This window comes from Myroides odoratus, from assembly GCF_001549985.1.
GTDB classification, from domain to species: Bacteria; Bacteroidota; Bacteroidia; order Flavobacteriales; family Flavobacteriaceae; genus Flavobacterium; species Flavobacterium odoratum_A.
In genome coordinates this window covers 88,985-111,312 of record NZ_LROZ01000009.1, presented here as the reverse complement: position 1 = coordinate 111,312, position 22,328 = coordinate 88,985, and the positions used below count along the sequence as shown (strand labels likewise).

Sequence of the window (22,328 nt, the reverse complement as noted above, 5' to 3'; positions counted from 1 at the left end):
TATGAAAAAAACCTACTGCTCTATATTGTTCATTTTAATGGCATTGCCTTTGTGTGCTCAACAAAAAGAGACACAAGAACAGTTAGAACGCAGAAAGCAACAGATTGTAATTGAAATTAAGTCTGTACAGCAGTTACTTCACAAAGAGCAAACGAAAGAACGCAATATTTTAGCTGAGATTGATGAGATTAACCGAAAAGTTACCCTGAACAGACAGTTAATCAGTAATGTGCGCAAGCAGATTAATATCACCACGAACAATATTGCTAAAAATCAAAAAGAGGCGAATGCTTTAGCTAAAGAATTAGATCAACTTAAGCAAGATTATGCCAAAACAATTGTAAAAGCGTACAAGAGTAGATCCAATCAGAGCAAAATGATGTTTATTCTCTCTTCTGAAAACTTTTTTCAGGCCTATAAACGCGTACAATATTTAAAGCAATATGCTGATTTCAGAAAACAACAGGGAGAAGAACTGAAAGAAAAAACGATCTTGTTAAATGAAGCTTTAGCTAAACTTGAAGTTGAGAAAGAAAAGCAACGCAAGCTTTTAGCAGAACAAGAAGCGAATGAAAAGAACTTAAAAGAAGATTTAACAGCACAACAAGAACTTGTGTCTATTGTGAAGAAAGATCAGAAGAAGTTCAACGAACAAATCAAGAAAAAACAAGACGAAACCAAAGCAATTGATCGCAAAATCCAGCAATTAATTCGCGAAGCCATTGAAGAAGCAAATAGAAAAGCTAGAGAAGCGGCTGCAAAAGCGGGTAAAACCACAACTAAATCTAAAACGACTAGTTCTGCTGCGGCTACTTTTGAGCTAACACCAGAAGGAAAATTAGTTGCTGATAATTTCAAAGCAAACCGTGGAAAATTACCGTGGCCCGTGGAGAAAGGCTATGTATCTCTACCTTATGGAGATCAGCCACACCCTGTACAAACACACCTAACTGTCCACAACAGTGGAGTGGAAATTACCACTGAATCCAATGCTAAAGCAAGAGCTATTTTTGAAGGAGAAGTATTACAAGTACAGGTTTTATCTGGAGGAAACAAAGCCGTGTTAATTCAGCATGGAGATTACATTACGGTGTATCAAAATCTACGTGATGTTACCGTTCAAAAAGGCGATAAAGTAAGTTTAAAGCAAACCATCGGAACAATTAACACAAACAGCGCAGGAAAAACTGTTTTAAAATTCTTACTTTCGCACAACTCCAATATTGATAACCCTCAAAATTGGTTGAGTAGAAGTAACTAAACGCATTTTTATCCTATGAGTAATGCCGTAGCCTTTAATCTTTTACAGTGGGTGAATGAAAATAAAGACCTGCTGAAACCACCTGTATCAAATAAGAATCTTTTTATCGATTCAAAAGATTATATCATTATGGTTGTTGGAGGTCCTAATAATCGCAAAGACTTTCACTATAACGAGAATGAAGAATTCTTTTTTCAACTAGAAGGAACAATCTACATTGATATTCAGGAAGATGGAGAAAGAAAACGCATTACACTTAACCCCGGAGACATCTATCTCCTACCAGCCAAAATGCCTCATGCGCCTATTCGCACAGCAAATTCTGTTGGCTTAGTCGTGGAAACGAAAAGAAAAGAAGCCCATGCAAAAGATGGTTTAATTTGGTATTGTGAGAACTGCAACGAGAAATTACATGAAGTCTATTTCGAATTAACTGATATCGAAACGGATTTTCTTCCTCATTTTAAGCATTTTTACCAATCAGAAGAATTGAGAACCTGCTCGCACTGCAATTGCGTGATGGATGCTGTTCCATAATCTTCCCGTAAACACGCAAAAACACACGGTATTTTTTTGTTTTAAAGCAATCTATTGCTTCAGACTAACAACCTAATTATAATTTTACAATTAGCACAAAATAAACGTTGCTTTTATTCCAAATAATTGACAACAACTTAATAATATAGCAAAATGAAGTGTTTTTATTAACACCTCTTAGCTAAAATTATTTTTATATCTTAGCGAAGAACTATCTTATAAACTATAAAAGAAGAATAATGGCAACAACAAATGACCAATTTGGAATTTTGGATGCGATGAAGCATTTAGGACTTGAAGAAGTAAACAATGGTACTTCAACAGGTTTACACTCATTTTCTAACGGAAGAATTATCGAATCATACTCACCTGTAAATGGTGAATTAATAGGAAAAGTAAAAGCTACAACAGCTGAAGATTACGAAAAAGTAATGCAAACAGCACAAGAGGCTTACAAATCTTGGAAATTAGTTCCTGCACCAAAAAGAGGAGATATCGTTCGTCAAATCGGAGAAGAATTACGTGCCAATAAAGAACACCTTGGAAAACTTGTTTCTTATGAAATGGGTAAAAGTTTACAAGAAGGTTTAGGTGAAGTTCAAGAAATGATTGACATCTGTGATTTCGCAGTAGGATTATCTCGTCAATTGTACGGTTTAACGATGCACTCAGAAAGACCTATGCACAGAATGTATGAGCAATGGCATCCAATTGGAATTGTAGGTGTTATTTCTGCTTTCAACTTCCCAGTGGCTGTTTGGAGCTGGAACACAATGATTGCTTGGGTTTGTGGAGACGTTTGTGTATGGAAACCAAGTTCAAAAACACCGTTATGTGCAGTTGCGTGTCAAAATATTATTGCTAAAGTATTCAAAGCAAACGATATCCAAGAAGGAGTATGTAACTTAGTAGTTGGAAATGAATGTGGAGATTTAATGAACAATGACCACAGAATTCCATTAGTATCTTTCACAGGATCAACTCGTATTGGTCGTCACGTATCAAAAACAGTTGCTGAGCGTTTTGGAAATACAATTTTAGAATTAGGAGGAAACAACGCAATCATCGTTTCTGAGCATGCTGATATCAACATGGTATTAGTTGGAGCTGTATTCGGAGCAGTTGGAACAGCAGGACAACGTTGTACATCAACTCGTCGTTTAATTATCCACGAAAGCGTTTACGATAAAACAATCCAAGTATTACAAAGTGCTTATGCACAATTAAAAATTGGAAACCCATTAGACGCAGCAAATCACGTTGGACCACTAATTGACCAAGGTGCTGTTCAAGATTACTTGAAAGCGATTGAAAAAGCAAAACAAGAAGGTGGAAAAATTATCGTTGAAGGTGGTGTTGTAGAAGGAGCAGGATATGAAAGTGGTTGTTATGTAAAACCATGTATCATTGAAGCGAAAAACGAATTTGAAATTGTTCAAGCTGAAACGTTTGCACCAATTTTATACGTAATGAAATACAGCAACATTGAAGAAGCTATTGCAATGCAAAATGGTGTTCCTCAAGGATTATCTTCATCAATCTTCACAAACAATATGCGCGAAATGGAATTATTCCTTTCACATGCAGGTTCTGATTGTGGAATTGCTAACGTTAATATTGGTACTTCAGGTGCTGAAATTGGTGGAGCTTTTGGAGGCGAAAAAGAAACAGGTGGAGGACGTGAGTCTGGATCTGATGCTTGGAAAGCTTACATGAGAAGACAAACAAATACAATTAACTACGGAAGTCAACTTCCATTAGCACAAGGTATTAAATTTGATTTTTAATCGAATACAACCATAAAAAAAGACGTCTAATAGACGTCTTTTTTGTTTTTATCTCTTTTTGATTAAAAGCGGTAACCAATCATAACTCCTGCATTGAATTCAATCGCTGAGAAACGATCATTTACTTCACTACTAAAGTTTCGAGCAATATTAGCAAAGGGCTCAATAGCGAAAGAATCACCCATCGTCCATTTATATCCAACCCCGATACCTAGAATAAAGCTATTCATATCCGTTTTTACACGCTCTAATCCATCAATTTCTGCATTAAATCTATCCTCCTTAAAGTTACCAAAACGATACTTGATAAAAGGAGAAACAGAATACCCACTTCCGTTGGCATCATTTTTACCTCCAAAATAGAATTTATAATTTAAAGCTAAACTCGTTGTATTAAACTTTTGGTCTTTGCTTTTACTTTCGTGATAGTATGAAAAGCGATCCATAAAATGCACATCTAATCCAACAGATTGATTATGGTCAATAAAATGCTCATAACCCAATTCAATTGAAGGCACTACAATGGCATTAAGAATATTTACCTTAACCTCATTCACAGCTTGTGCTTTGGCGCCTAATATTCCACCGATTAAAAAAGCAGTTGCGATTATTTTTTTCATTTGTTCTAAACTTTGCCTACAAATATATAATATTTTACTATTATCCATGATTTCTTCCCTCTTCTGTTGGATATAAATCAGCGACAACATCACTTTGCCAATATTCTTTTGTCTCAATATCCATGACGCTTATTTTCCCTAAAAAAGCAGCTCCTGTATCAATATTCCAAACATTTGCAAAATTAACTGGTACATCAAAGCCAAAATGCGTCACGGGTGTATGTCCAATATAAATTTCCTCATGGAATTTCAATCGTTTAGGATATAAAGGACTGGATGAATCTAGTGCTGGATCCATGGCCATCACCATTTCCCACAACGTGCGATCCCAATACAAATACTCTTCAAAGAACTCGACTTCTATTCCTCTCGGATTGGTAAATCCTGCATGTACAAACAATCGATTCTTGGAATCGATATAGTAATTTTGCAAACGCTGAAAAAAAGCTAAATGTCGGGCAAACTGTTCTTCAGGTAACTGACGATAAGCCAACACAGAAGCATCTCCTCCATTCCTAAACCACTGTGGGTTTTCTTCCTTTGTCAGCATCCACTTCACTAATAGACTCTCGTGATTTCCTCTTAAAAACACACAAGAATGCGTTTGTTCTAGGGCTAATAAAAATTCAACAACTAAATGGGGTTCACTCCATCCATCTACATAATCGCCTAAAAAAATCAATTGATCGGTTGGTGTTATTTGGGCTCGTTCAAAAAGTTGTTTTAATCCTTTAAATCCTCCATGTATATCTCCTATAACCAATGTTCTACTCATAACTTTCTGTTTCGTATTTCAGTTTTCGCAAGATACGCATAACTTGCTTAAAGCCTGTAAACAACTCCGGGTCATTGGTGAATTTTAAATAATCTTTAACCTCAATCAATTCTTCTTTCGCTTGTTCAAAACCATTGAGGTAACACAACATCATGTTGTAACACAATTTACTTAACACGCGCTCTTCCTTATTCGTTAACCGCTCTCCTGTTTTTAATTTTTGAATGACCTTTAAGCTGTTCCTATAAATGTGCTCCAAAATATTTTCATTATACTTGGGCGGTTCGAAGAGCATCTTACTCTCCATCGCATAGCTGCCGTTGTCATAAAAATTTAAGCGTATTTCTTCAAAGGGATAATAACTCGTTCCATCATTTAATCCGAGATTCAAATACTCGGTTAACACAAACGATTCGGTATCATAAAACAAGGTTACCACATCCAAAGAAGAGTAAAATAACTTGATTTGCTCGTTCACAAATTCAATATCCATACGCGAATAGAACGGAATACCGCGAATATTCATCTTTTTTCCGACCCAACAGATTACAAATTGCTCTTTAAATACGCTATAATTGGCGTGAATATCCTTAGAAGACTGCGTCATATAACGTACAACGCTTTCGAGGACGTGATTTAAATTATTTTGAGAGCTTTTTTCAATACTCTCCACATGACTTTGATTTCCGTTGTAAACGAGTGCGCCATTGGGCACGGATGTACTCCCAACACGGGAAAAATAAGAGCCTGCTTGGATTTCACCAATGGGTCGTTTGAACGTAGTTAAATCAGAATTTGGCGCAATGGTCACCAAGCCAATCACCTTATCATCAGCAAGATCCGTAAAAGTAACGTTGTCATAGGTAATGCTCGGCGGATTGGCAAAATATGCATTTACTAGATTTTGAATCTTACTATCATCATAAAAATCTACACCAACTAGTTCGTTATTATCATCATCCACTCCTACAATGATAAAGGAGTTATTTTGAGGATTTGAATTTGATAAGGCACAAATATGTTTTAAAAATTTTGCTTTCCCCGATTTGGTATGTAAATTTAGCTGCCGTTTCTTATCATAGAAACTATTCTCATCATATTGGGCCAATAGATTTTTAATAAGTAATCGCTTATTAATCATAGCAAATTATTTTTTGTTCTTAAATTTATAAAAAGAAACCCATAAATCATGCCCAAATGTTGAACGGCCACTTTAGATTTAACCATCTATTAACAACTTAATAGAGAATATTTTTTGAATTTGCATGAATAATTAAATGAGCGTTATTTTCAGACAAAACTTTTATTATGGAAACACCAGGATCAAATTACGATATTCGAGAATTAAATGAACTTATAGAAAGAGAAAGTGCTTTTATTGATATCTTAACAATGGAAATGAACAAGGCTATTGTTGGACAAAAGCACATGATTGATCGATTGTTAATTGGATTACTAGGACAAGGGCACATCTTACTAGAAGGAGTACCTGGATTAGCAAAAACACTCGCAATTAATACCTTATCAAAAGCGGTACATGGAAGCTTCAATAGAATTCAGTTCACGCCCGATTTATTACCTGCCGATGTAATCGGTACGATGATTTACAACGTAAAAGAAAATGATTTTTCTATTCGCAAGGGGCCTGTTTTCGCTAACTTCATCTTAGCGGATGAGATTAACCGTGCTCCAGCAAAAGTACAATCTGCACTTTTGGAGGCGATGCAAGAAAAGCAAGTAACGATTAGTGATACTACCTATCCGTTAGATAAACCTTTCTTGGTTATGGCAACACAAAACCCAGTAGAACAAGAAGGGACTTATCCATTACCAGAAGCGCAAATGGACCGTTTCATGTTGAAAACGGTAATTGACTATCCAAAATTAGAAGAAGAACGCTTAGTTATTCGCCAAAATTTAGCTGGTGAAAAACAAACGATAAATCCAGTAGTAACCTTGGATCAAATCAAACGTGCACAAGAAGCCGTTAAAAAGGTGTACATGGATGAAAAAATTGAAAAGTATATCTTAGATATCATCTTTGCTACGAGATACCCAGAACAATTCAAACTAGAGAAATTAAAACCGCTCATTAGTTTTGGAGCATCACCTCGTGGTAGTATTAACTTAGCCACTGCGGCTAAATGTTATGCTTTTATCAAACGCAGAGGATATGTAATTCCAGAAGATGTACGTGCAGTAGTCATTGATGTATTGCGCCACCGTATTGGGGTTACTTATGAAGCAGAAGCAGAAAGTATCACTTCTGTTGATATTATCAATCAAATTGTAAACGAAATAGAAGTGCCATAGTAATCAAATACTAGGGATTACAACTATTTATTTCACAATTATTCCGCTCGTTTAAGGAATAATTATTTTGAATAATTCTTTTACAATGGAAACCAAAGAGATTTTAAAAAAGGTCAAAAAAATTGAGATCAAAACCAAGCGTTTAAGTGATCATATTTTTTCTGGGGAATACCACACTTCCTTTAAAGGGCGTGGTATGACTTTTTCTGAAGTGCGTCCGTATCAATTTGGCGATGATGTTCGCGCCATTGATTGGAACGTTACTGCGCGTTACAATGAGCCTTATATCAAAGTTTTCGAAGAAGAAAGAGAGCTTACCTTAATGCTTATGGTAGATATCAGTGCCTCTGAAAACTTCGGGTCAACCGATGCATTCAAACAAGATATCGTCACAGAAATAGCCGCAACTTTAGCGTTTTCTGCCACGCAAAACAACGATAAAATTGGACTAATTTTATTTTCGGACCAAATTGAATTATTCGTTCCTCCTAAAAAGGGAAAAATGCATGTGTTGCGCATTATACGTGAATTGATTGATTTCAAGCCCAAAAGTCAACAAACCGATGTTGCTTTAGCCTTAGCTTACTTATCAAAAGTAATCAAGAAAAAGGCTATTGTTTTTATCCTATCTGACTTTGTTACACCTCCTTACGAAAGCACCTTAAAGATATCAGCTAAAAAACACGATATCACAGGAATACGCATTTATGATGAACGAGAAAAAGAACTGCCTAATGTAGGAATGATCAATACCTATGATGCAGAAACAGGAGAAGAAATCCTAGTCAATACAGGAAGTAAAGAGGTTAGAAATCAATATACCGCTCATTTTTTAAAACAAGAAGATCAGTTCAAGAAGACCTTTCAAAAATGTGGAGCAGGTGTAATCAACATGCGTGTAGATGAGAGTTATGTAAAAAAATTATTAGGGTATTTCAAAGCTAGATAAAATGACACTGAATAGAACAAAATACAATCTTTTAAGCGTACTTATTCTTTTGTTATCATCTCAGTTGATGTTAGCTCAGTTACCACTTGAAACAAAAGTAGATACCACCAACATTAAAATTGGGGAACCTATAAAATATAGCATTCGTGCCATTACTTCTAAGGATAGTAAAGTATTATTTCCTGAATCGGAAACGTTAGGGGCTTTAGAAGTCATAGATTCCTATCCAATCGATACCATTAAAAAAGACAACTTCATTGAGTTAATCAAAAGCTATGAATTAACGCAATTCGATGAAGGGAGCTTTACCATTCCCGAATTGCCTGTTATCATTGATGCGAAGTTATTTAAGACGGATTCTATTCGCATCAACGTTCAAAATGTTGTTGTAGATACTTTAAAAACACCCTTATACGATATTAAATCGATTTCCAAAGCAGGAGCAGCTCCTTCTACAAGCTGGTACTACCTTGCTTTTCTTCTTTTAGCGATTGTAATAGGGATTGTCATTTACTTTATTATCAAAAAACTACAAGACAAAAATCTTACAGAAGACGATAAATACAGTACCCCTTTTGAGAAAGCAGTAACCAAGCTTAAGCAATTGGAAGAGAAACAAAATTGGACGCGTGGAGATGCAAAACCGTATTATTCTGAGATGACGGATATCGCTCGTGCCTTTATTGAAGATACCTTTGGTATTTCTGCACGGGAGTTAACCACTTTTGAGACAGTATCTATTTTAAAGAATACCCTTCGCGATAAGGAAATAAAAATTGATCCTAAAATTATCAAAGAATTCAAGCACATCTTGGATACGGCTGACTTAGTAAAGTTTGCTAAATCACAACCCGCAGATAATGAAATTGTTGCAGATACGTCTAAAACACAAAATATCATTAACGAGATTAACACCGCTTATCCTATTTCTGCCGCTACTCAAACCGAACGCATTCGCTTGAGAGAAGAGCGAAAAAGAAAGAGAAAGAGAGTGCGTTTTGGAATTCCTACCGCAATTTCAGCCGTATTAATCCTGCTTATTGGTATTGTTTATGTAATCAACATCACTTCAGAACAGAATCTGAGCTTATTTACGTTCAACTCTTCAAAACGTCTACTCCAACAAGAATGGATTAACAGTACCTATGGCAGTGGTGTTGGACTAACTGTTAGTACTCCAGATGTATTGGTAAGAAAGAACGATCCAACAGTTGGCGATAGCGGAATTGACGGAATTGACAATATACAACAATTCAAAAGTGGTGAATTAGGTAATCCTATTTTCATCACCTTGAGTACCATACAAACAGGAAAAGATTTTAAATATACCGAAGAAGAAATTATCGATCATTCTCTGAAGTTAATCACCAAGAATTACGATGTGGATGCGATTGAATTAACCCACGAGAAATTTGAAAATGCTTCGGGACTGACAGGATTAAAAGCCAAAGGTAGTTTCACCCTGAAATTAGATCAAGGAAAAAATCAAAAAATAGCATTTGCTTGTGTATTAACGCACGAGAGTAAAACCGTTTTAAATCAAGTATGGGTATTCCACCATACAGAAGATCAATATGCAGATGAGATTACTGAAAAAGTTTTTGACTCCATGCAATACAAACAAGAAAAGTAACTATGAGAAACGCAACCTTTTTACATCCTGAATTCTTTTGGTTGTTTCTGCTATTACCTCTTGTTATCTTCATTTGGTATAGAAACAGAAAGAAACAAAAGGCAACTATTAAATTCAGTTCGATAGCACCTTTTACGGGGCATTCATCCCTTTTAGTTCGCCTGTTACCCTTGTCTATTGTACTAAAAACAGTAGCCTTGAGTGCACTTATCGTTGCCTTAGCGCGTCCCCAAGTAATTAGTGTAGACCATCAAATACACTCAACCCATGGGATTGATATTGTAATGGCGATGGATATTTCGGGGAGTATGCTAGCTAAAGATTTAAAACCCAACCGCTTAGAAGCCTTAAAGGAAGTAGCTGCTGATTTCGTAAGTCAACGTGTCGCTGATCGCATCGGAATTGTAATTTACGCGGCAGAAGCCTATACGAAAACTCCCGTAACTAGTGATAAAACCTTACTTTTAAATTCACTTCGAGATATTAAATACTCTGATGATTTACGAGATGGAACCGCTATTGGTGTAGGGTTAACCACGGCTATTAATCGCATAAAAACAAGCCCTGCAAAAAGTAAAATCATCATTTTACTAACGGATGGGGTAAATAACACAGGGACGGTTGATCCTTTAATGGCAACTCAAATTGCCAAAGAATTCAACATTAAAATTTACACGATTGGAATAGGAACAAACGGATTGGCAGAATCTCCTGTGGGTTATGGCCCTAATGGGGAGTTACGCTATGAAAAAATACCTGTTGAATTGGATGAGGAATTGATGAAGACCATTGCCAAAGAAACAGGAGGACAATATTTTAGAGCAACCAATACGCAAAGCCTTAAAAATATATACGACGAAATCAATCAGCTAGAAAAAACAAAAATAGATGAGCAGAAGTATGTTAATACAGAAGAAAAATTCAGATTGTTTGCTCTTCTTGCTTTTATCTTATTAGCATTAGATTTTATTCTAAGTAAAACACTTTTTAGAGGATTTATTTAATAGCATTATGTGGGAATTAGATGACAAAAAATATTTTCTTTTACTACTTGCAATAGCGGTTATTGCTTTGCTAGTGGTATGGGAAATACTATGGAAAAAGAAAGTGCAAAAAACGTTTGCTACACCAAAAGCACTGCAAGCGTTAGCTCCAAATAAATCTGCAAATAAATCCATCATCAAAGCGGGTTTATATGTAACGGCTTTGATTTGTATCATATTTGCACTGGTCAATCCAAAAATTGGCACACGCATTGTTACTGTAAAAAGACAAGGGGTTGATATTGTTTTCACGCTAGATGTTTCTAAGAGTATGCTTGCACAAGATATGGCTCCGGATCGCTTAGCGAAGATGAAACAATTAACCTCGCAAATTATCAATAGTCTCGGACCTGATCGTATTGGAATTGTAGGGTATGCAGGGAGTGCATTTCCCATGTTGCCCATTACTACCGATCACTATGCGGCCAAAATGTATTTACAATCCATGAATACCGATATGGTTTCTTCTCAAGGAACGGCCTTAGAAGATGCAATCCACGTGGCGAGTAATTACTTCGATAACCCTAGAACAAGTAAGGTAATGATTCTTATTTCAGATGGGGAAGATCACGGTGAAGGTGTTGATTCATCTATTGAATTAGCAAAAGAAAAAAACATCAAGATTATTACCATTGGTGTTGGAACAGAAAAAGGAGGCCCTATTCCCATTAAAACGGCAAAGGGTATTGAATATAAAAGAGATTGGGACAACGAGATTGTTATCACTAAATTAGACCCCTCTACCTTGAAACACATTGCGGATGCAACTGGAGGAAAATACTTTTATGGATCAAATACACAAGAAATTGTAGATCTAATTACAAATGAGCTCAACAAAATTGAAAAAACGGATTTTGAATCTCAACAAATTGCTGAATTTCAATCCCAATTTCAATGGTTTTTAGGTTTAGCTTTTTTACTCATTTGTATTGATTTATTCATTCTTGAACGCAAAACGAGTTGGATGAAGAAATTAAACCTCTTCAATGAAAAAGAATAATGCTTATAGTTAGTAGAAAAATGAAACATATATATTTGACCTTTGGATTGGTTCTTTTCACTTCGCTGTCTGTCTGGGCACAATCAGCAGGCCGCGCTTTAACCGTAGGAAATGAAACCTATGAACACAAGCAATTCACACAAGCGGAAGCAGCTTATCGCATTGCCTCATCGAAGAGCGACAAAAAGGAAACACCTACCTATAATTTAGGGAATAGTCTTATTCGCCAAAAGCAGAATAAAGAGGCCATTTCAGCCTATAACAAAGCTATTCAAGAAGCAACCACTAAAACAGCCAAACATCAAGCCTATCATAACTTGGGCAATGCTTATATGGCTGAAAAGAATTATAAAGCAGCTGAACAGGCCTATAAAAACGCGTTGCGAAATAATCCGAAGGATGATGAAACGCGTTATAACTATGCTGTTGCAAAAAAACTAAACGAAGAAAATCCTCAAAACGATCAGAATAAAGACAATCAAGATCAAAATAACCAGGATAATAAAGACAACCAAGATCAAGACAAAAACAAAGATCAGAATCAAGATAAGAACCAGGACCAAAATCAGGACGACAACAAACAGAATGATAAAGGGGACAATCAAAAGGACGACAAGAAAGATCAAGGAGACAACAAGGATAATAAAGACAATAAGGATAACAAGGATAACAAGGATAACAAGGATAACAAGGATAATAAAGATCAAAATGCTGATCAAAAACCAAATCCGCAGCAACAGAAGCAACAACAAAGCAAAGAGCAGATGGAGCGTATATTAGATGCGGTGAATCGCGATGAACAAGCGGTACAACAACGTTTGATTGACAAGAATAAAAAAGGAGATAAAAAAGGCGAAGCACAAGGGGTATCAACACAACGTAAAAAAGATTGGTAAGCTTTAAATTATGAAAACATTACACCTGTATATTGTATTGGTTTGTGTCCTCCTCACACAATCTTTAGCTGCACAAGCAACTTTTGAAGCGAGTGTTAATAAAGACCAAATGCCTTTAAATGACGTTATTCAGATTGAATTTACGATGAATAGCGATGGAGATAATTTCCGTTCTCCAAATTTTGAAGGATTTAGTGTTGTTGGCGGGCCAAATAGTTCGGTTAGTTATGCTTGGATGAATGGAAAAAAATCTTTTAAAAAATCTTTTTCTTATCTTTTACAACCCAAGAGAAAAGGAAAAATAACTATTGGTAAAGCAAGCATTGTGATGGATGGTGAAACGTATACTACCAATCCTATCACTATTACAGTTACAGATGCTGTTGAACGACAAGATCCTCGTCAACAGATCAATCAAATGCAGCAAGGGTCTCTAGACAAGGTTCACTTAGTCGCTGAAGTTTCAAAGACTAAACCTTTCGTCAATGAACCTATCTCCATTGTATACAAGTTGTATTTTAATGCAAATGTCGGTGGTTATCGCGGCAATCAAATCCCTACCTACGACAAGTTCTGGACGTATAATATTGAAATGCCACAACGTCCCGAATTAAAACAAGGAAAATACAAAGGGGAAATGTACAATTACATCGTCTTGAAGCAAGATATCATCATGGCTCAGGAAGTAGGTAAACAGGTTATTAAACCCCTATCCCTAACCGTTCAAGTTGAAGTACCAACAGGGCGTCGAGATTTCTTTGGTTTTCCTGAATATGGTTTAGTAGAAAAAGAATTTAGTACCCAAACCATTACCATAGATGCACAAGAACTTCCTCAAAAAGATAGACCTACAAACTTCTCTGGAGGAGTGGGTGATTTCTCCTTCAAAGTAACTCCCTCTACTACAGAGTTAAAGGCGGGTGAGCCGTTGTATTTAACAGTGACTGTTTCAGGAAAAGGAAACCTCAACCTGGTTACTATTCCTACACCGGTTGCACATTCTGCTTTAGAGGTGTATGACCCACAATATTCAGAAAAGTTAAATCCTACAGCTTTTGGTTTACAGGGAAATAGAGCCAATAAATACACGATAATTCCACAATATAAGGGTGAATACAACATTGATCCAATGGAATTTTCATATTTCGATTTAGCGTCCAAACAATATAAAACGATTACAACAGATACCCTAAAGATTCATGTTTTAGACGGCCCTATGTTGCCGACAAATAAAGAAGTTGCTAGTGCAGATCACGCAGATGACCAGGAACTTTTCCAAAAGAACAAGAAGACATTAACTTTTGTTGAATCTAAGCAACCAACCTACTGGAATACTTCGTTGTTCTATTTCTTATTGCTAGCACCTCTTGTAATCATGCCATTATTTGTGCTTGCAACGCGATTGAGAGAGGCTAAAGCCAACGATGTAGAAGGAAATAGAGTAAAGAGAAACAATCGATTAGCGAAGAAATACCTTAGCGAAGCGAAAAAACACATGAATAACAAAGCGCTGTTTTATGAAGCTTTAGAACGTTGTTTACACAATTTCTTAAAGGCGAAATTGAATATGGAAACTAGCGAAATGAGCAATGATAATATCACTGAAATTTTGCAAGAAAAATCCATTACACCAGCCACAATAGATTCCTTTATGAACCTTAAAAATGCTTGTGAATGGGCGCGTTATACGCCAACAGATCAAGTAGAAATAGTCAAAGATTACGAAACAGCCATTGATGTTATTGATCAATTGGAAAAACAATTTAAATCCTAATGAAAAAACTAACTTTCTATCTTGTTTTTGCCTTGTTGGGGGTATGTAGTTACGCCCAAACTACGGACTGGCAGAAGTCTTTTGACAAAGTGAATGAAACTTTTCAGAAGGAACACTTCAAAGAAGCGGTTGAAGGCTATTTAGCTTTGGCAAACATTCAGGAGCATTCACCTGAACTGTATTTTAATCTAGCTAATGCCTATTTTAAAACGGGAGATTATGTCAATGCAGCTTACTACTATGAAAAGGCCTTGAAACTAAATCCTTCCATGCAAGAGGCTAAAACCAATTTAAACTTTACCAAAGAGCATTTGGAAGATGATATTACCATCATTCAGGAATATGAAAAAGCTGATATTATCCATCAATCATTAGGTAAATTATCTGTTGATGGATGGGCTATTGTAGCCACGCTCTCTAGTATTGCGTTACTCTTGTGTTTTATTGTTTATTTTATAAACCACAATAGCACAATCAAACGTCTCTTGTTTGTCGGTATGATTCTTAGTGTAGTTCTTGGCTTAGGAAGCCTATATGCTGCATCCTTTGAAAGCAATTATACAAGTAATAACACTGCGGCACTAATATTTGCAGCCAAAACGGACCTCAAAGAAGACGCTAAGACAACCTCAGCAACACTCAAAGAATTACACAAAGGAACGAAAGTATTGCTCCTAGAGGAAAAAGGATTATGGATAAAAGTCCGTTTAGAAAATCAAGAAATTGGTTGGATTAACAAAGAGGTAATTCGCGAAATTTAAATAGATTCAGGCGTAGGTGTTTGCAAAACATCTACGCTTTTTTCAAATAAATACTTGACCATTTCAAACAAACTTGGAAAGATATGCTCGGATACAAACAAGTAAATGCTATAGCTTTTTGATGAAGCTAACGTTTCTGGGCTGATGATACGGATACTATTATTGATTTGATCCATTACTGCATACACAAGGCTCATCATTAAAATAACAACTAAAATTTGGAATAAAGCCCCCAACATTCGATTAAAAAAGCCTAAAAAGGCCGCTTCAAAAATTTTCGTTGTGACTTGCGCTGCCAATCGCACCGCTAATATGGCCAATACAAATGCAATGACAAAAGACAATACAGGTAAAAAACTAGATTCCCATCCCCATTTATGTTGAAGAAAATCTTTAACCACATTGGAAAACTTTAAGGCTCCCATCGTGCCAATTAAAAGGGATAAGAAGGCAACAACGGATACAAAGAAACCATTTTTAAACCCTTTAAACACACCAAAAGCCAAAGCCAATAAAACCAAAATATCGAGTACCATGCTATCCATAATTTATAATCCCCTAAATTATTATTTTTTCTATAAATCTGCGTCATAAGTAAATTGTATCTTTGTTTCATTCAAACAAACAACAAGATGGCAAGAGATGAACAATTAAAAAAAAGGTGGGACGATGTGGTACAAAAGATATCTACCCGCTTTGGTGATGGGGAAACCCTCGATCTAGAAGCAATCATCTATCTTATTGGCGTTCAAGAACTCGGTAAAATTAAAAAACGATATAAAAAAGACGATAAAGTTAATTTAATGCATATCGCAATATGCCGCCTACTTGAGCCCTATGGATATTATGAATTTGATCACTATGACCAAGACGGATGGCCGCATTACAACGTAAAAGAACATTTACCTGCATTGCGAGCAGGGGAACAAAGTGTTTTAATGAAAGAAGCAATCGTGCATTATTTCTTAGCGCTAAAATATATAGATTAAAACACGGATAAATAAAAATTTAGCATGCTTTAATTTTATGTCTAAATGAAAAGCAGTAAATTTGCCTTTTACTTTACTTAAAATGATAGATAAGATAAAAGAATACATTGGGGAGGCAGAACATTTCCAAACCGATAACAAAGAACAACTAGAAGCTTTTAGAATTAAATTCCTTTCTAAAAAGGGGATTTTAAACGAATTATTCGCCTACTTTAAAACCGTTCCTAACGATCAGAAAAAGGAATTTGGTCAAGCGATTAATACGCTAAAAAGTGCCATTGAAACTAAAGTAAAAACCATTCAAGAGGAAATAGAGTCTAAGAATGTACAAGGATTGTATGGCGATTTAACGCGTCCAGGTTATCCAACGACAATCGGATCAAGACACCCTATTTCACTTGTAAAAAATCAAATTGTTGATATTTTTAACAGTATTGGTTTTACTATTTCTGAAGGTCCAGAAATTGAAGACGATTGGCATAACTTCTCTGCCTTGAACTTTCCTGACTATCACCCAGCGCGTGATATGCAAGATTCATTCTTTGTGCAGTCGAATCCACAACACTTATTGCGCACGCATACTTCATCTGTACAAGCGCGCTATATGGAGGATCACAAACCGCCTTTGCGTACAATTTCTCCAGGACGTGTATTCCGAAATGAAGATATTTCCTCTCGTTCTCATTGTATCTTCCACCAAGTAGAAGGATTATACATTGATAAAGACGTGTCTTTTGCTGATTTAAAACAAACCTTACTATACTTTACCAAAGAAATGTTTGGTAAATCTAAGATTCGCTTACGTCCTTCGTATTTCCCTTTTACTGAGCCAAGTGCTGAAGTAGATATTTATTGGGGATTGAAAACGGAAGTGGATTACAGAATTACTAAAGGAACAGGTTGGTTAGAGATTATGGGATGTGGTATGGTTGATCCAAACGTATTGACTAATTGTAACATTGATGCAAATGAATACAGTGGATTTGCCTTTGGTATGGGAATCGAGCGTATTGCGATGTTATTGTACCAAATCAGCGATATTCGCATGTTCTACGAGAACGATGTTCGCTTCTTAGAGCAATTCAAATCAAACTTCTAATATAGACAAAAGCCCGATACAAATGTATCGGGCTTTTTTTTTGGACTGTCCACTTAATAAACTAAATTCCTTTCCAATCCAAATATCAAACTAACGCTAAAAGTCTTTCTTAAATCCAAACATGAAACCATCCTTGAAGAAATTACTTCCTTGGTATGCACGTACATAATCTACACGGAAACCTTTCATGCTTCCAAAACCAATATTCGACAAGCCCACAGTAAATTCTTGATATGCTTTTGTATCAGATACGATAGCATTATGGTACCCTGCAACAACATTCCATCCTGTCCATTTCAACAAGGGTAAGCGATTCATAATAAATCCTTTGAAATTGTATTCCATGTGCATTTCTGCATACGATTTATTGGTACTCAAGCTGTAGTAAGGCAATAGATTAAACGAACTCATACGATCATTCTCCACATTTAAATGGGTTTGGTTTCCTGTAAAATGTTTGCGATCCACATACGAAATATCATCTGCATTAAAGAAATGTCCTCCTTTAAGGTTATAAGAAAACGCGCCTTTATTACCCAATGAAATATCTTGAGCAATGCCTGCAGTAACCAAATCGTAATTATAGCCAGCAAGATTCCCATTGAATGCTTTTTCGTATCCCACATTGATTTTGGGGTAACTTGTATTTGGAATATACCAACGATCATCTGGATAAGAAACATACTTCATCCCCAATCGGATTGTAGCTCCAAGGCGGAATTTATACAAATGATGTAATTCAATTGGCGCGGTTAAATCATTTAGCGGGTTTGTAGGGTCATTTGAGGTGTATGCTCTACTTCCGGTATAGAAAGAACCATTCGCATTATTAAACAAAGGTTTTCGTTGCTCATACCCTACTTCTGTAGTCAAAGCCAGCGCTTCATCCATAAATTTTCCTTGATAACCTACATAGGCATTTTCATTGTTGTAATACTTGGCAAAGTTTTTTCTGAATAACAACGAGAATAAGCTATTGAATTGTTCACTGATATTATCCTTATGGAATTGCTCTATTTTCGTACCTCCTTTTACATAGAGTACTGATTTATGTACATCGTTAAAGCGATGGCTTATACTTCCATACGCTCTAAAGCGCTCAGAAGCAAAACCGTAATTCATATTTAATCCAGCACGTGTATATGATTTTTTATCTTTCCCATAGAAAGTTGCGCCAAAATTGGTTCCCATATAGAACCCTTGAACCGTATTAAACCCAATTTTATCTAGCTCAATTAAACCATTATAATTAAAAGTAAAACGCTCACTTTTACTTTTGTAATTGTAACCCGTTAAAGGAGATAAAAATTCAAAGCGATTGTGAGCCATGCGTAGACTGTCTTTATATTGAGGAGAGTCTTTTATTTCGCGAATGCTATCTTTGAAATGATAATCTTGAACTTCTTCTGTCGTTAATGGATACAAACGGTGATTGACCCAGAAATCATCTTCCTTTTTATTGGCATCTTTTGCGAAAGAAAGCACTTCTTTTCCAAAATCAGCTCTCGTAAAATTAGGAGTAAAATCATAATTATTGAATACACTCAAGAATGTTCCTTGCCCTTTGAATCCAAACAATCCAATCAACATATCCAAGGTTTGAGAACGCTTCACCCAAGTTTGATTGGCTTGATTAAAGAAGAAATTCTGACTAATCGTTATTTCATCTATAAAAGGTTGTTGCAAACTAACACCTGTTACGGTTAAGTCAACTCCATACAAGGCTGCAGAGGTATCTACAATATAGATATCACCGTAAAATACGGATTGATTTTTCACTTTAGGCGTAACTTTAATCTTATTGATGAGTACACCATTATCTTTGAACGTTGCTTCTAAGCTATACTTATAAAAAGAAAAGGCTTGCTTGGCAATTGGGGAGACTAACTGTACATCAAAATCAGCCATTGTCAATTGATCTTCATAGAAATCATAAAACGATTCATCCGCTGTATTAAAACTATACCCATTGTTATTTCCACTAATTTTAGAGGCAATAATGTGTTCTTTTAATTGGTTGGGTTTCTGATATTTTAATTCCGATACCGTTTCAGATAGATAAAGAATTCCCTGACCAAGCGAATCAAGCCCCGAAGCCTTATCTCCATTTATCAGTACTTTGTCTTTTGCAAATTTGGGAATTTTCAGACTCTTAATCATTCCTTTCGAATAAAAGTCGGCGGCAAAAGTAGCCATTCCTTTTGTGTTTTGCGCTCTGTTTGCAATAGCTCTGCGAATAATATCATCCGCAGGGTTTTTACCTACTTTGATTACAATATCATCCAGTTGGAATTCTTCTTCTTGCAACACAATATCCACAGTCAAGGGTTGTCCTTGATATGTTATTTTTTTACGCTCAGTTTTATAGCCTAAAAACTGAAAAACAAGTGTGAAATCTCCCTGATTTTTGGGTTTAATCTCATACATTCCTTTGTCGTTACTTATAGCGCCTTGCTGGGTTTGTTCCAGAATGACTGTAGCATAACTAATGGGTTTTCCTTCTTGATCTACTATCGTTCCCTTTATTTGTGCAAAAGAAACTAGTGATAAAAAGCACAAAAACAAGGTGAATAGTTGTTTCATACGCTAATTTTTTTGGTTGATATAGAATAAGACGCTACTCTATCCTTTCTGTTACAGCATCATTTCATTTTCTCCCTGTATTGCATAAAAAAAACGACTGTTATACAGTCGTTTAGTAGAATAAAAAGCTTATTTTTTTTGTGGGATAGGCTCTGTTTTTGTGGAATAATCTTGCTCCTATTCTTAGCTTTAAGCCAGTAAAACCCGTTGTTTTTGTATCCGTAAATCCTCTCTAACTTGCGGTATGATAACTGCCTTCAATACATAGACATACAAAATAGTCAGTGTTATCACCATAGTTTGAGAAATAAGTGAAAAATTACTTGTTCCTTCAAACATAAAAATTTGGAAAAAAAACATAAACATTAGATAGTAAGGCCATATTTCTAAATTAAATACAACAGTCTGTAATAACCACTTCGATTGAGATTTTTTATTTTGCTTTGCCCGTCTAAGCTGTAAGCTAATGAATTGATACATAAAAAACAGAAATACAGCTCCCCTTGCAATCTCTTTTACATTAATTGACAGTTCTCTCCCTACAAATCGGAGAATAACATAAATAATTAAAGACAGAGCAATCGAAATAACAATTTTAGGAATAGTAAAAAATGTTCTCAATAAACGAAAGCTTTCTTTGTAATATACTTTATTTAACTCATTCGTTTTTTGTTCTATGACATCTGTAAAACCAAAAATGCCAAATTTTTTAAAAGCCTGATCTAGAGCGAGATCAAAAGATAATTGGGTATCCTCTTGCCATTGTGCTTCAATGTCATTCGCCAAATGATCGACCAATTCTAATTCGACATCATAAAACTCAACATAATGTCGACGAACAAACCTATGTAATTGCTCTATTTCTTGTAAAGTAATCTTTCTTTCCATACCTATCGTTTTAGACGGATTTCCATTTAATTTGATATAGCTGTTCTTTTTGATAATCCATCCGCCACTGCACTAGATAGAATAGCATTACAAATCCAATGAGGAAATAAGTATATACAAATAACTCTCCTACTGAAATAAACTTCATTTGACTGAGCAATGGCATAATAATAAATACACTTTGTACCCATCCCAGTCTTTTAAATTCTACTCTGAGAAAAGTACCCGTTGCGGTATGCAAAGGGATTTCTTTTACTAAACTACGATTGATGATATACAAAATTCCTATCCCTACATAGAGTATAAGTAATGTTCCCAATCCCAATGGGAAGGCTGTATCTAAGTCAATAAAACGGAAAAAGAAACTAGCGATAATTAAGGTCGTTAATGCTCCAAATAAACAAGCTTTAGCCCCTCGTTTTATTCGTTCTTTGGTCCATTGCTGTGCAATAAGCCTAGGTATACCTCTAAAGAAAAATTTCGATGGTTTTAATGTAGCATCCCATTTAGTAATGACATGTACAAAGGCTTCTTCATAGGTTTTATCTTGTAGTTGCTCTTCAATATCATTGGCCATGTGATCCACTACTTCTGCACGAATATCAATATAATACAAGCGATAATGTTCCATTAAAAACTGGTCAATATGTTGAAGTTGAGGCTGTGTTATGTTTTTCATTTTTCTGTTTTTTAACCGTTATATTGAAACTAACAGATGCCCAATAACGGTTACCTTTATTTCATTTAAACTCATTTTATTTTGGCTATTTTCAATTTTTGATACTTGCTATAGGTCCTGAATCGATATAATAAATACGTATTAAGTAAGAAATAATAAATCACTAGTATTTCTAAACTATTTGTCCCAGTATCCCAAGCAAAATAAAACGCTTGGACTCCAACTAAAGCAACTCCACTTTGAAGCAACACAACAAGAGATTTACCCTTGAAAAAATCATAGCGATAATCTTGTAAACCTTTTAACTCTTGATAAATTAGAACCACTCCAACGGCATGAATTACAAACAACGAATACAGAACAAGACGTAAATCAAAAGCTAAATATTTCTTGCTTACGATGAGAATCAAACTGAACAACAAAGCAAATCCCAATAGTTTAATTTCTATTTTTCTATACGTAGCCTTTAATTGATCCAGTATAAAGTGAGGAATTCCTTTATAAAATCCCTTTGTATTAGACAACAATTTTACATTCCACTTCCTAAAAACAAGAATTATCGCTTCCTCATAGGGCTCTCCTTCCTCCATCAATTCTTCCACATCACAAGCAATATGATCGAGAAGCTCCGCTCTGAATTCCTCGTATTTCAACTCATACTTTTGGAGCAATCTTTCCTCAATGCTCTTAATTTGAAGGGGCGTAAGTTTTATCATCATTTTTCAGTTGTGTTAGATAGAA

Annotated in this window: 21 protein-coding genes; 13 read left to right on the top strand and 8 right to left on the bottom strand. The window is 35.5% G+C overall.

Features of this window, described 5'->3' with window-relative positions; translation table 11 throughout:
• Position 1: 1 nt before the first annotated feature.
• From AWV75_RS11165 to amaB, 3 genes are all read left to right on the top strand, one after another.
• The gene (locus AWV75_RS11165; RefSeq protein WP_060874443.1) at positions 2-1,261 is read left to right on the top strand and encodes a murein hydrolase activator EnvC family protein; all 1,260 of its coding nucleotides are present in this window, start codon (positions 2-4) and stop codon (positions 1,259-1,261) included.
• A 15-nt stretch (positions 1,262-1,276) separates the two neighbouring features.
• Entirely contained in the window at positions 1,277-1,798 is a 522-nt protein-coding gene (locus tag AWV75_RS11160; protein ID WP_060874442.1) for a 3-hydroxyanthranilate 3,4-dioxygenase, read from the top strand.
• Positions 1,799-2,037: 239 nt separating this feature from the next.
• Positions 2,038-3,585 (top strand): L-piperidine-6-carboxylate dehydrogenase, encoded by a 1,548-nt coding sequence (gene amaB, locus AWV75_RS11155; RefSeq protein WP_060874441.1) that lies wholly within the window; start codon positions 2,038-2,040, stop codon positions 3,583-3,585.
• Between the two features lie 62 nt (positions 3,586-3,647).
• Here the strand turns inward: amaB and AWV75_RS11150 are convergent, their stop codons facing one another.
• The 3 genes from AWV75_RS11150 to AWV75_RS11140 are packed head-to-tail and all read right to left on the bottom strand — an operon-like array spanning position 3,648 to position 6,121.
• A complete protein-coding gene (locus AWV75_RS11150; RefSeq protein WP_002988334.1) occupies positions 3,648-4,205 on the bottom strand; it encodes a DUF3575 domain-containing protein in 558 nt (185 codons plus the stop codon).
• A gap of 40 nt (positions 4,206-4,245) precedes the next feature.
• Positions 4,246-4,980, bottom strand: coding sequence for a metallophosphoesterase family protein (locus AWV75_RS11145; RefSeq protein WP_060874440.1), 735 nt, complete (start codon positions 4,978-4,980; stop codon positions 4,246-4,248).
• Positions 4,973-6,121 (bottom strand): DUF5929 domain-containing protein, encoded by a 1,149-nt coding sequence (locus AWV75_RS11140; protein WP_060874439.1) that lies wholly within the window; start codon positions 6,119-6,121, stop codon positions 4,973-4,975. Before AWV75_RS11140 ends, AWV75_RS11145 begins: the two co-directional genes overlap by 8 nt.
• A gap of 167 nt (positions 6,122-6,288) precedes the next feature.
• Between AWV75_RS11140 and AWV75_RS11135 the strand changes: the two genes are divergently transcribed.
• The 8 genes from AWV75_RS11135 to AWV75_RS11100 all read left to right on the top strand — a co-directional run bounded on the left by AWV75_RS11135 (position 6,289) and on the right by AWV75_RS11100 (position 15,349).
• Complete coding sequence (locus AWV75_RS11135) at positions 6,289-7,293, top strand: AAA family ATPase (RefSeq protein WP_060874438.1); 1,005 nt, start codon at positions 6,289-6,291, stop codon at positions 7,291-7,293.
• An 85-nt stretch (positions 7,294-7,378) separates the two neighbouring features.
• Positions 7,379-8,242 (top strand): DUF58 domain-containing protein, encoded by an 864-nt coding sequence (locus AWV75_RS11130; protein WP_060874437.1) that lies wholly within the window; start codon positions 7,379-7,381, stop codon positions 8,240-8,242.
• Between the two features lies 1 nt (position 8,243).
• Positions 8,244-9,875: a BatD family protein gene (locus AWV75_RS11125; protein ID WP_060874436.1), complete on the top strand. Its 1,632-nt coding sequence runs from the start codon at positions 8,244-8,246 to the stop codon at positions 9,873-9,875.
• Positions 9,876-9,877: 2 nt separating this feature from the next.
• Positions 9,878-10,879, top strand: a complete 1,002-nt coding sequence (locus AWV75_RS11120) for a vWA domain-containing protein (protein ID WP_060874435.1) — start codon at positions 9,878-9,880, stop codon at positions 10,877-10,879.
• Between the two features lie 7 nt (positions 10,880-10,886).
• The gene (locus AWV75_RS11115; protein ID WP_060874434.1) at positions 10,887-11,918 is read left to right on the top strand and encodes a vWA domain-containing protein; all 1,032 of its coding nucleotides are present in this window, start codon (positions 10,887-10,889) and stop codon (positions 11,916-11,918) included.
• Positions 11,918-12,814: a tetratricopeptide repeat protein gene (locus AWV75_RS11110; protein WP_060874433.1), complete on the top strand. Its 897-nt coding sequence runs from the start codon at positions 11,918-11,920 to the stop codon at positions 12,812-12,814. The genes AWV75_RS11115 and AWV75_RS11110 overlap by 1 nt, the downstream gene beginning before the upstream one ends.
• Before the next feature lie 10 nt (positions 12,815-12,824).
• Positions 12,825-14,588 (top strand): BatD family protein, encoded by a 1,764-nt coding sequence (locus AWV75_RS11105; RefSeq protein ID WP_060874432.1) that lies wholly within the window; start codon positions 12,825-12,827, stop codon positions 14,586-14,588.
• Positions 14,588-15,349 carry a tetratricopeptide repeat protein gene (locus AWV75_RS11100; RefSeq protein ID WP_060874431.1) on the top strand — a complete coding sequence of 254 codons (762 nt, stop codon included), beginning with the start codon at positions 14,588-14,590 and terminating at the stop codon, positions 15,347-15,349. Before AWV75_RS11105 ends, AWV75_RS11100 begins: the two co-directional genes overlap by 1 nt.
• Here the strand turns inward: AWV75_RS11100 and AWV75_RS11095 are convergent.
• Entirely contained in the window at positions 15,346-15,885 is a 540-nt protein-coding gene (locus AWV75_RS11095; RefSeq protein WP_060874464.1) for a CvpA family protein, read from the bottom strand. The genes AWV75_RS11100 and AWV75_RS11095 overlap by 4 nt on opposite strands.
• A gap of 96 nt (positions 15,886-15,981) precedes the next feature.
• Between AWV75_RS11095 and AWV75_RS11090 the strand changes: the two genes are divergently transcribed.
• Together AWV75_RS11090 and pheS are read left to right on the top strand one after the other, a co-directional pair.
• Complete coding sequence (locus AWV75_RS11090; protein WP_060874430.1) at positions 15,982-16,338, top strand: hypothetical protein; 357 nt, start codon at positions 15,982-15,984, stop codon at positions 16,336-16,338.
• Positions 16,339-16,420: 82 nt separating this feature from the next.
• Positions 16,421-17,437, top strand: a complete 1,017-nt coding sequence (gene pheS / locus AWV75_RS11085; RefSeq protein WP_060874429.1) for a phenylalanine--tRNA ligase subunit alpha — start codon at positions 16,421-16,423, stop codon at positions 17,435-17,437.
• A gap of 96 nt (positions 17,438-17,533) precedes the next feature.
• On the opposite strand, the gene AWV75_RS11080 is transcribed toward pheS, so the two are convergent.
• The 4 genes from AWV75_RS11080 to AWV75_RS11065 all read right to left on the bottom strand — a co-directional run bounded on the left by AWV75_RS11080 (position 17,534) and on the right by AWV75_RS11065 (position 22,306).
• The gene (locus tag AWV75_RS11080) at positions 17,534-20,020 is read right to left on the bottom strand and encodes a DUF5686 and carboxypeptidase regulatory-like domain-containing protein (RefSeq protein ID WP_060874428.1); all 2,487 of its coding nucleotides are present in this window, start codon (positions 20,018-20,020) and stop codon (positions 17,534-17,536) included.
• Positions 20,021-20,209: 189 nt separating this feature from the next.
• A complete protein-coding gene (locus AWV75_RS11075; RefSeq protein WP_060874427.1) occupies positions 20,210-20,908 on the bottom strand; it encodes a hypothetical protein in 699 nt (232 codons plus the stop codon).
• Positions 20,909-20,918: 10 nt separating this feature from the next.
• Complete coding sequence (locus AWV75_RS11070; RefSeq protein WP_060874426.1) at positions 20,919-21,587, bottom strand: hypothetical protein; 669 nt, start codon at positions 21,585-21,587, stop codon at positions 20,919-20,921.
• Positions 21,588-21,658: 71 nt separating this feature from the next.
• A complete protein-coding gene (locus tag AWV75_RS11065) occupies positions 21,659-22,306 on the bottom strand; it encodes a hypothetical protein (protein ID WP_060874425.1) in 648 nt (215 codons plus the stop codon).
• Positions 22,307-22,328: the final 22 nt, after the last annotated feature.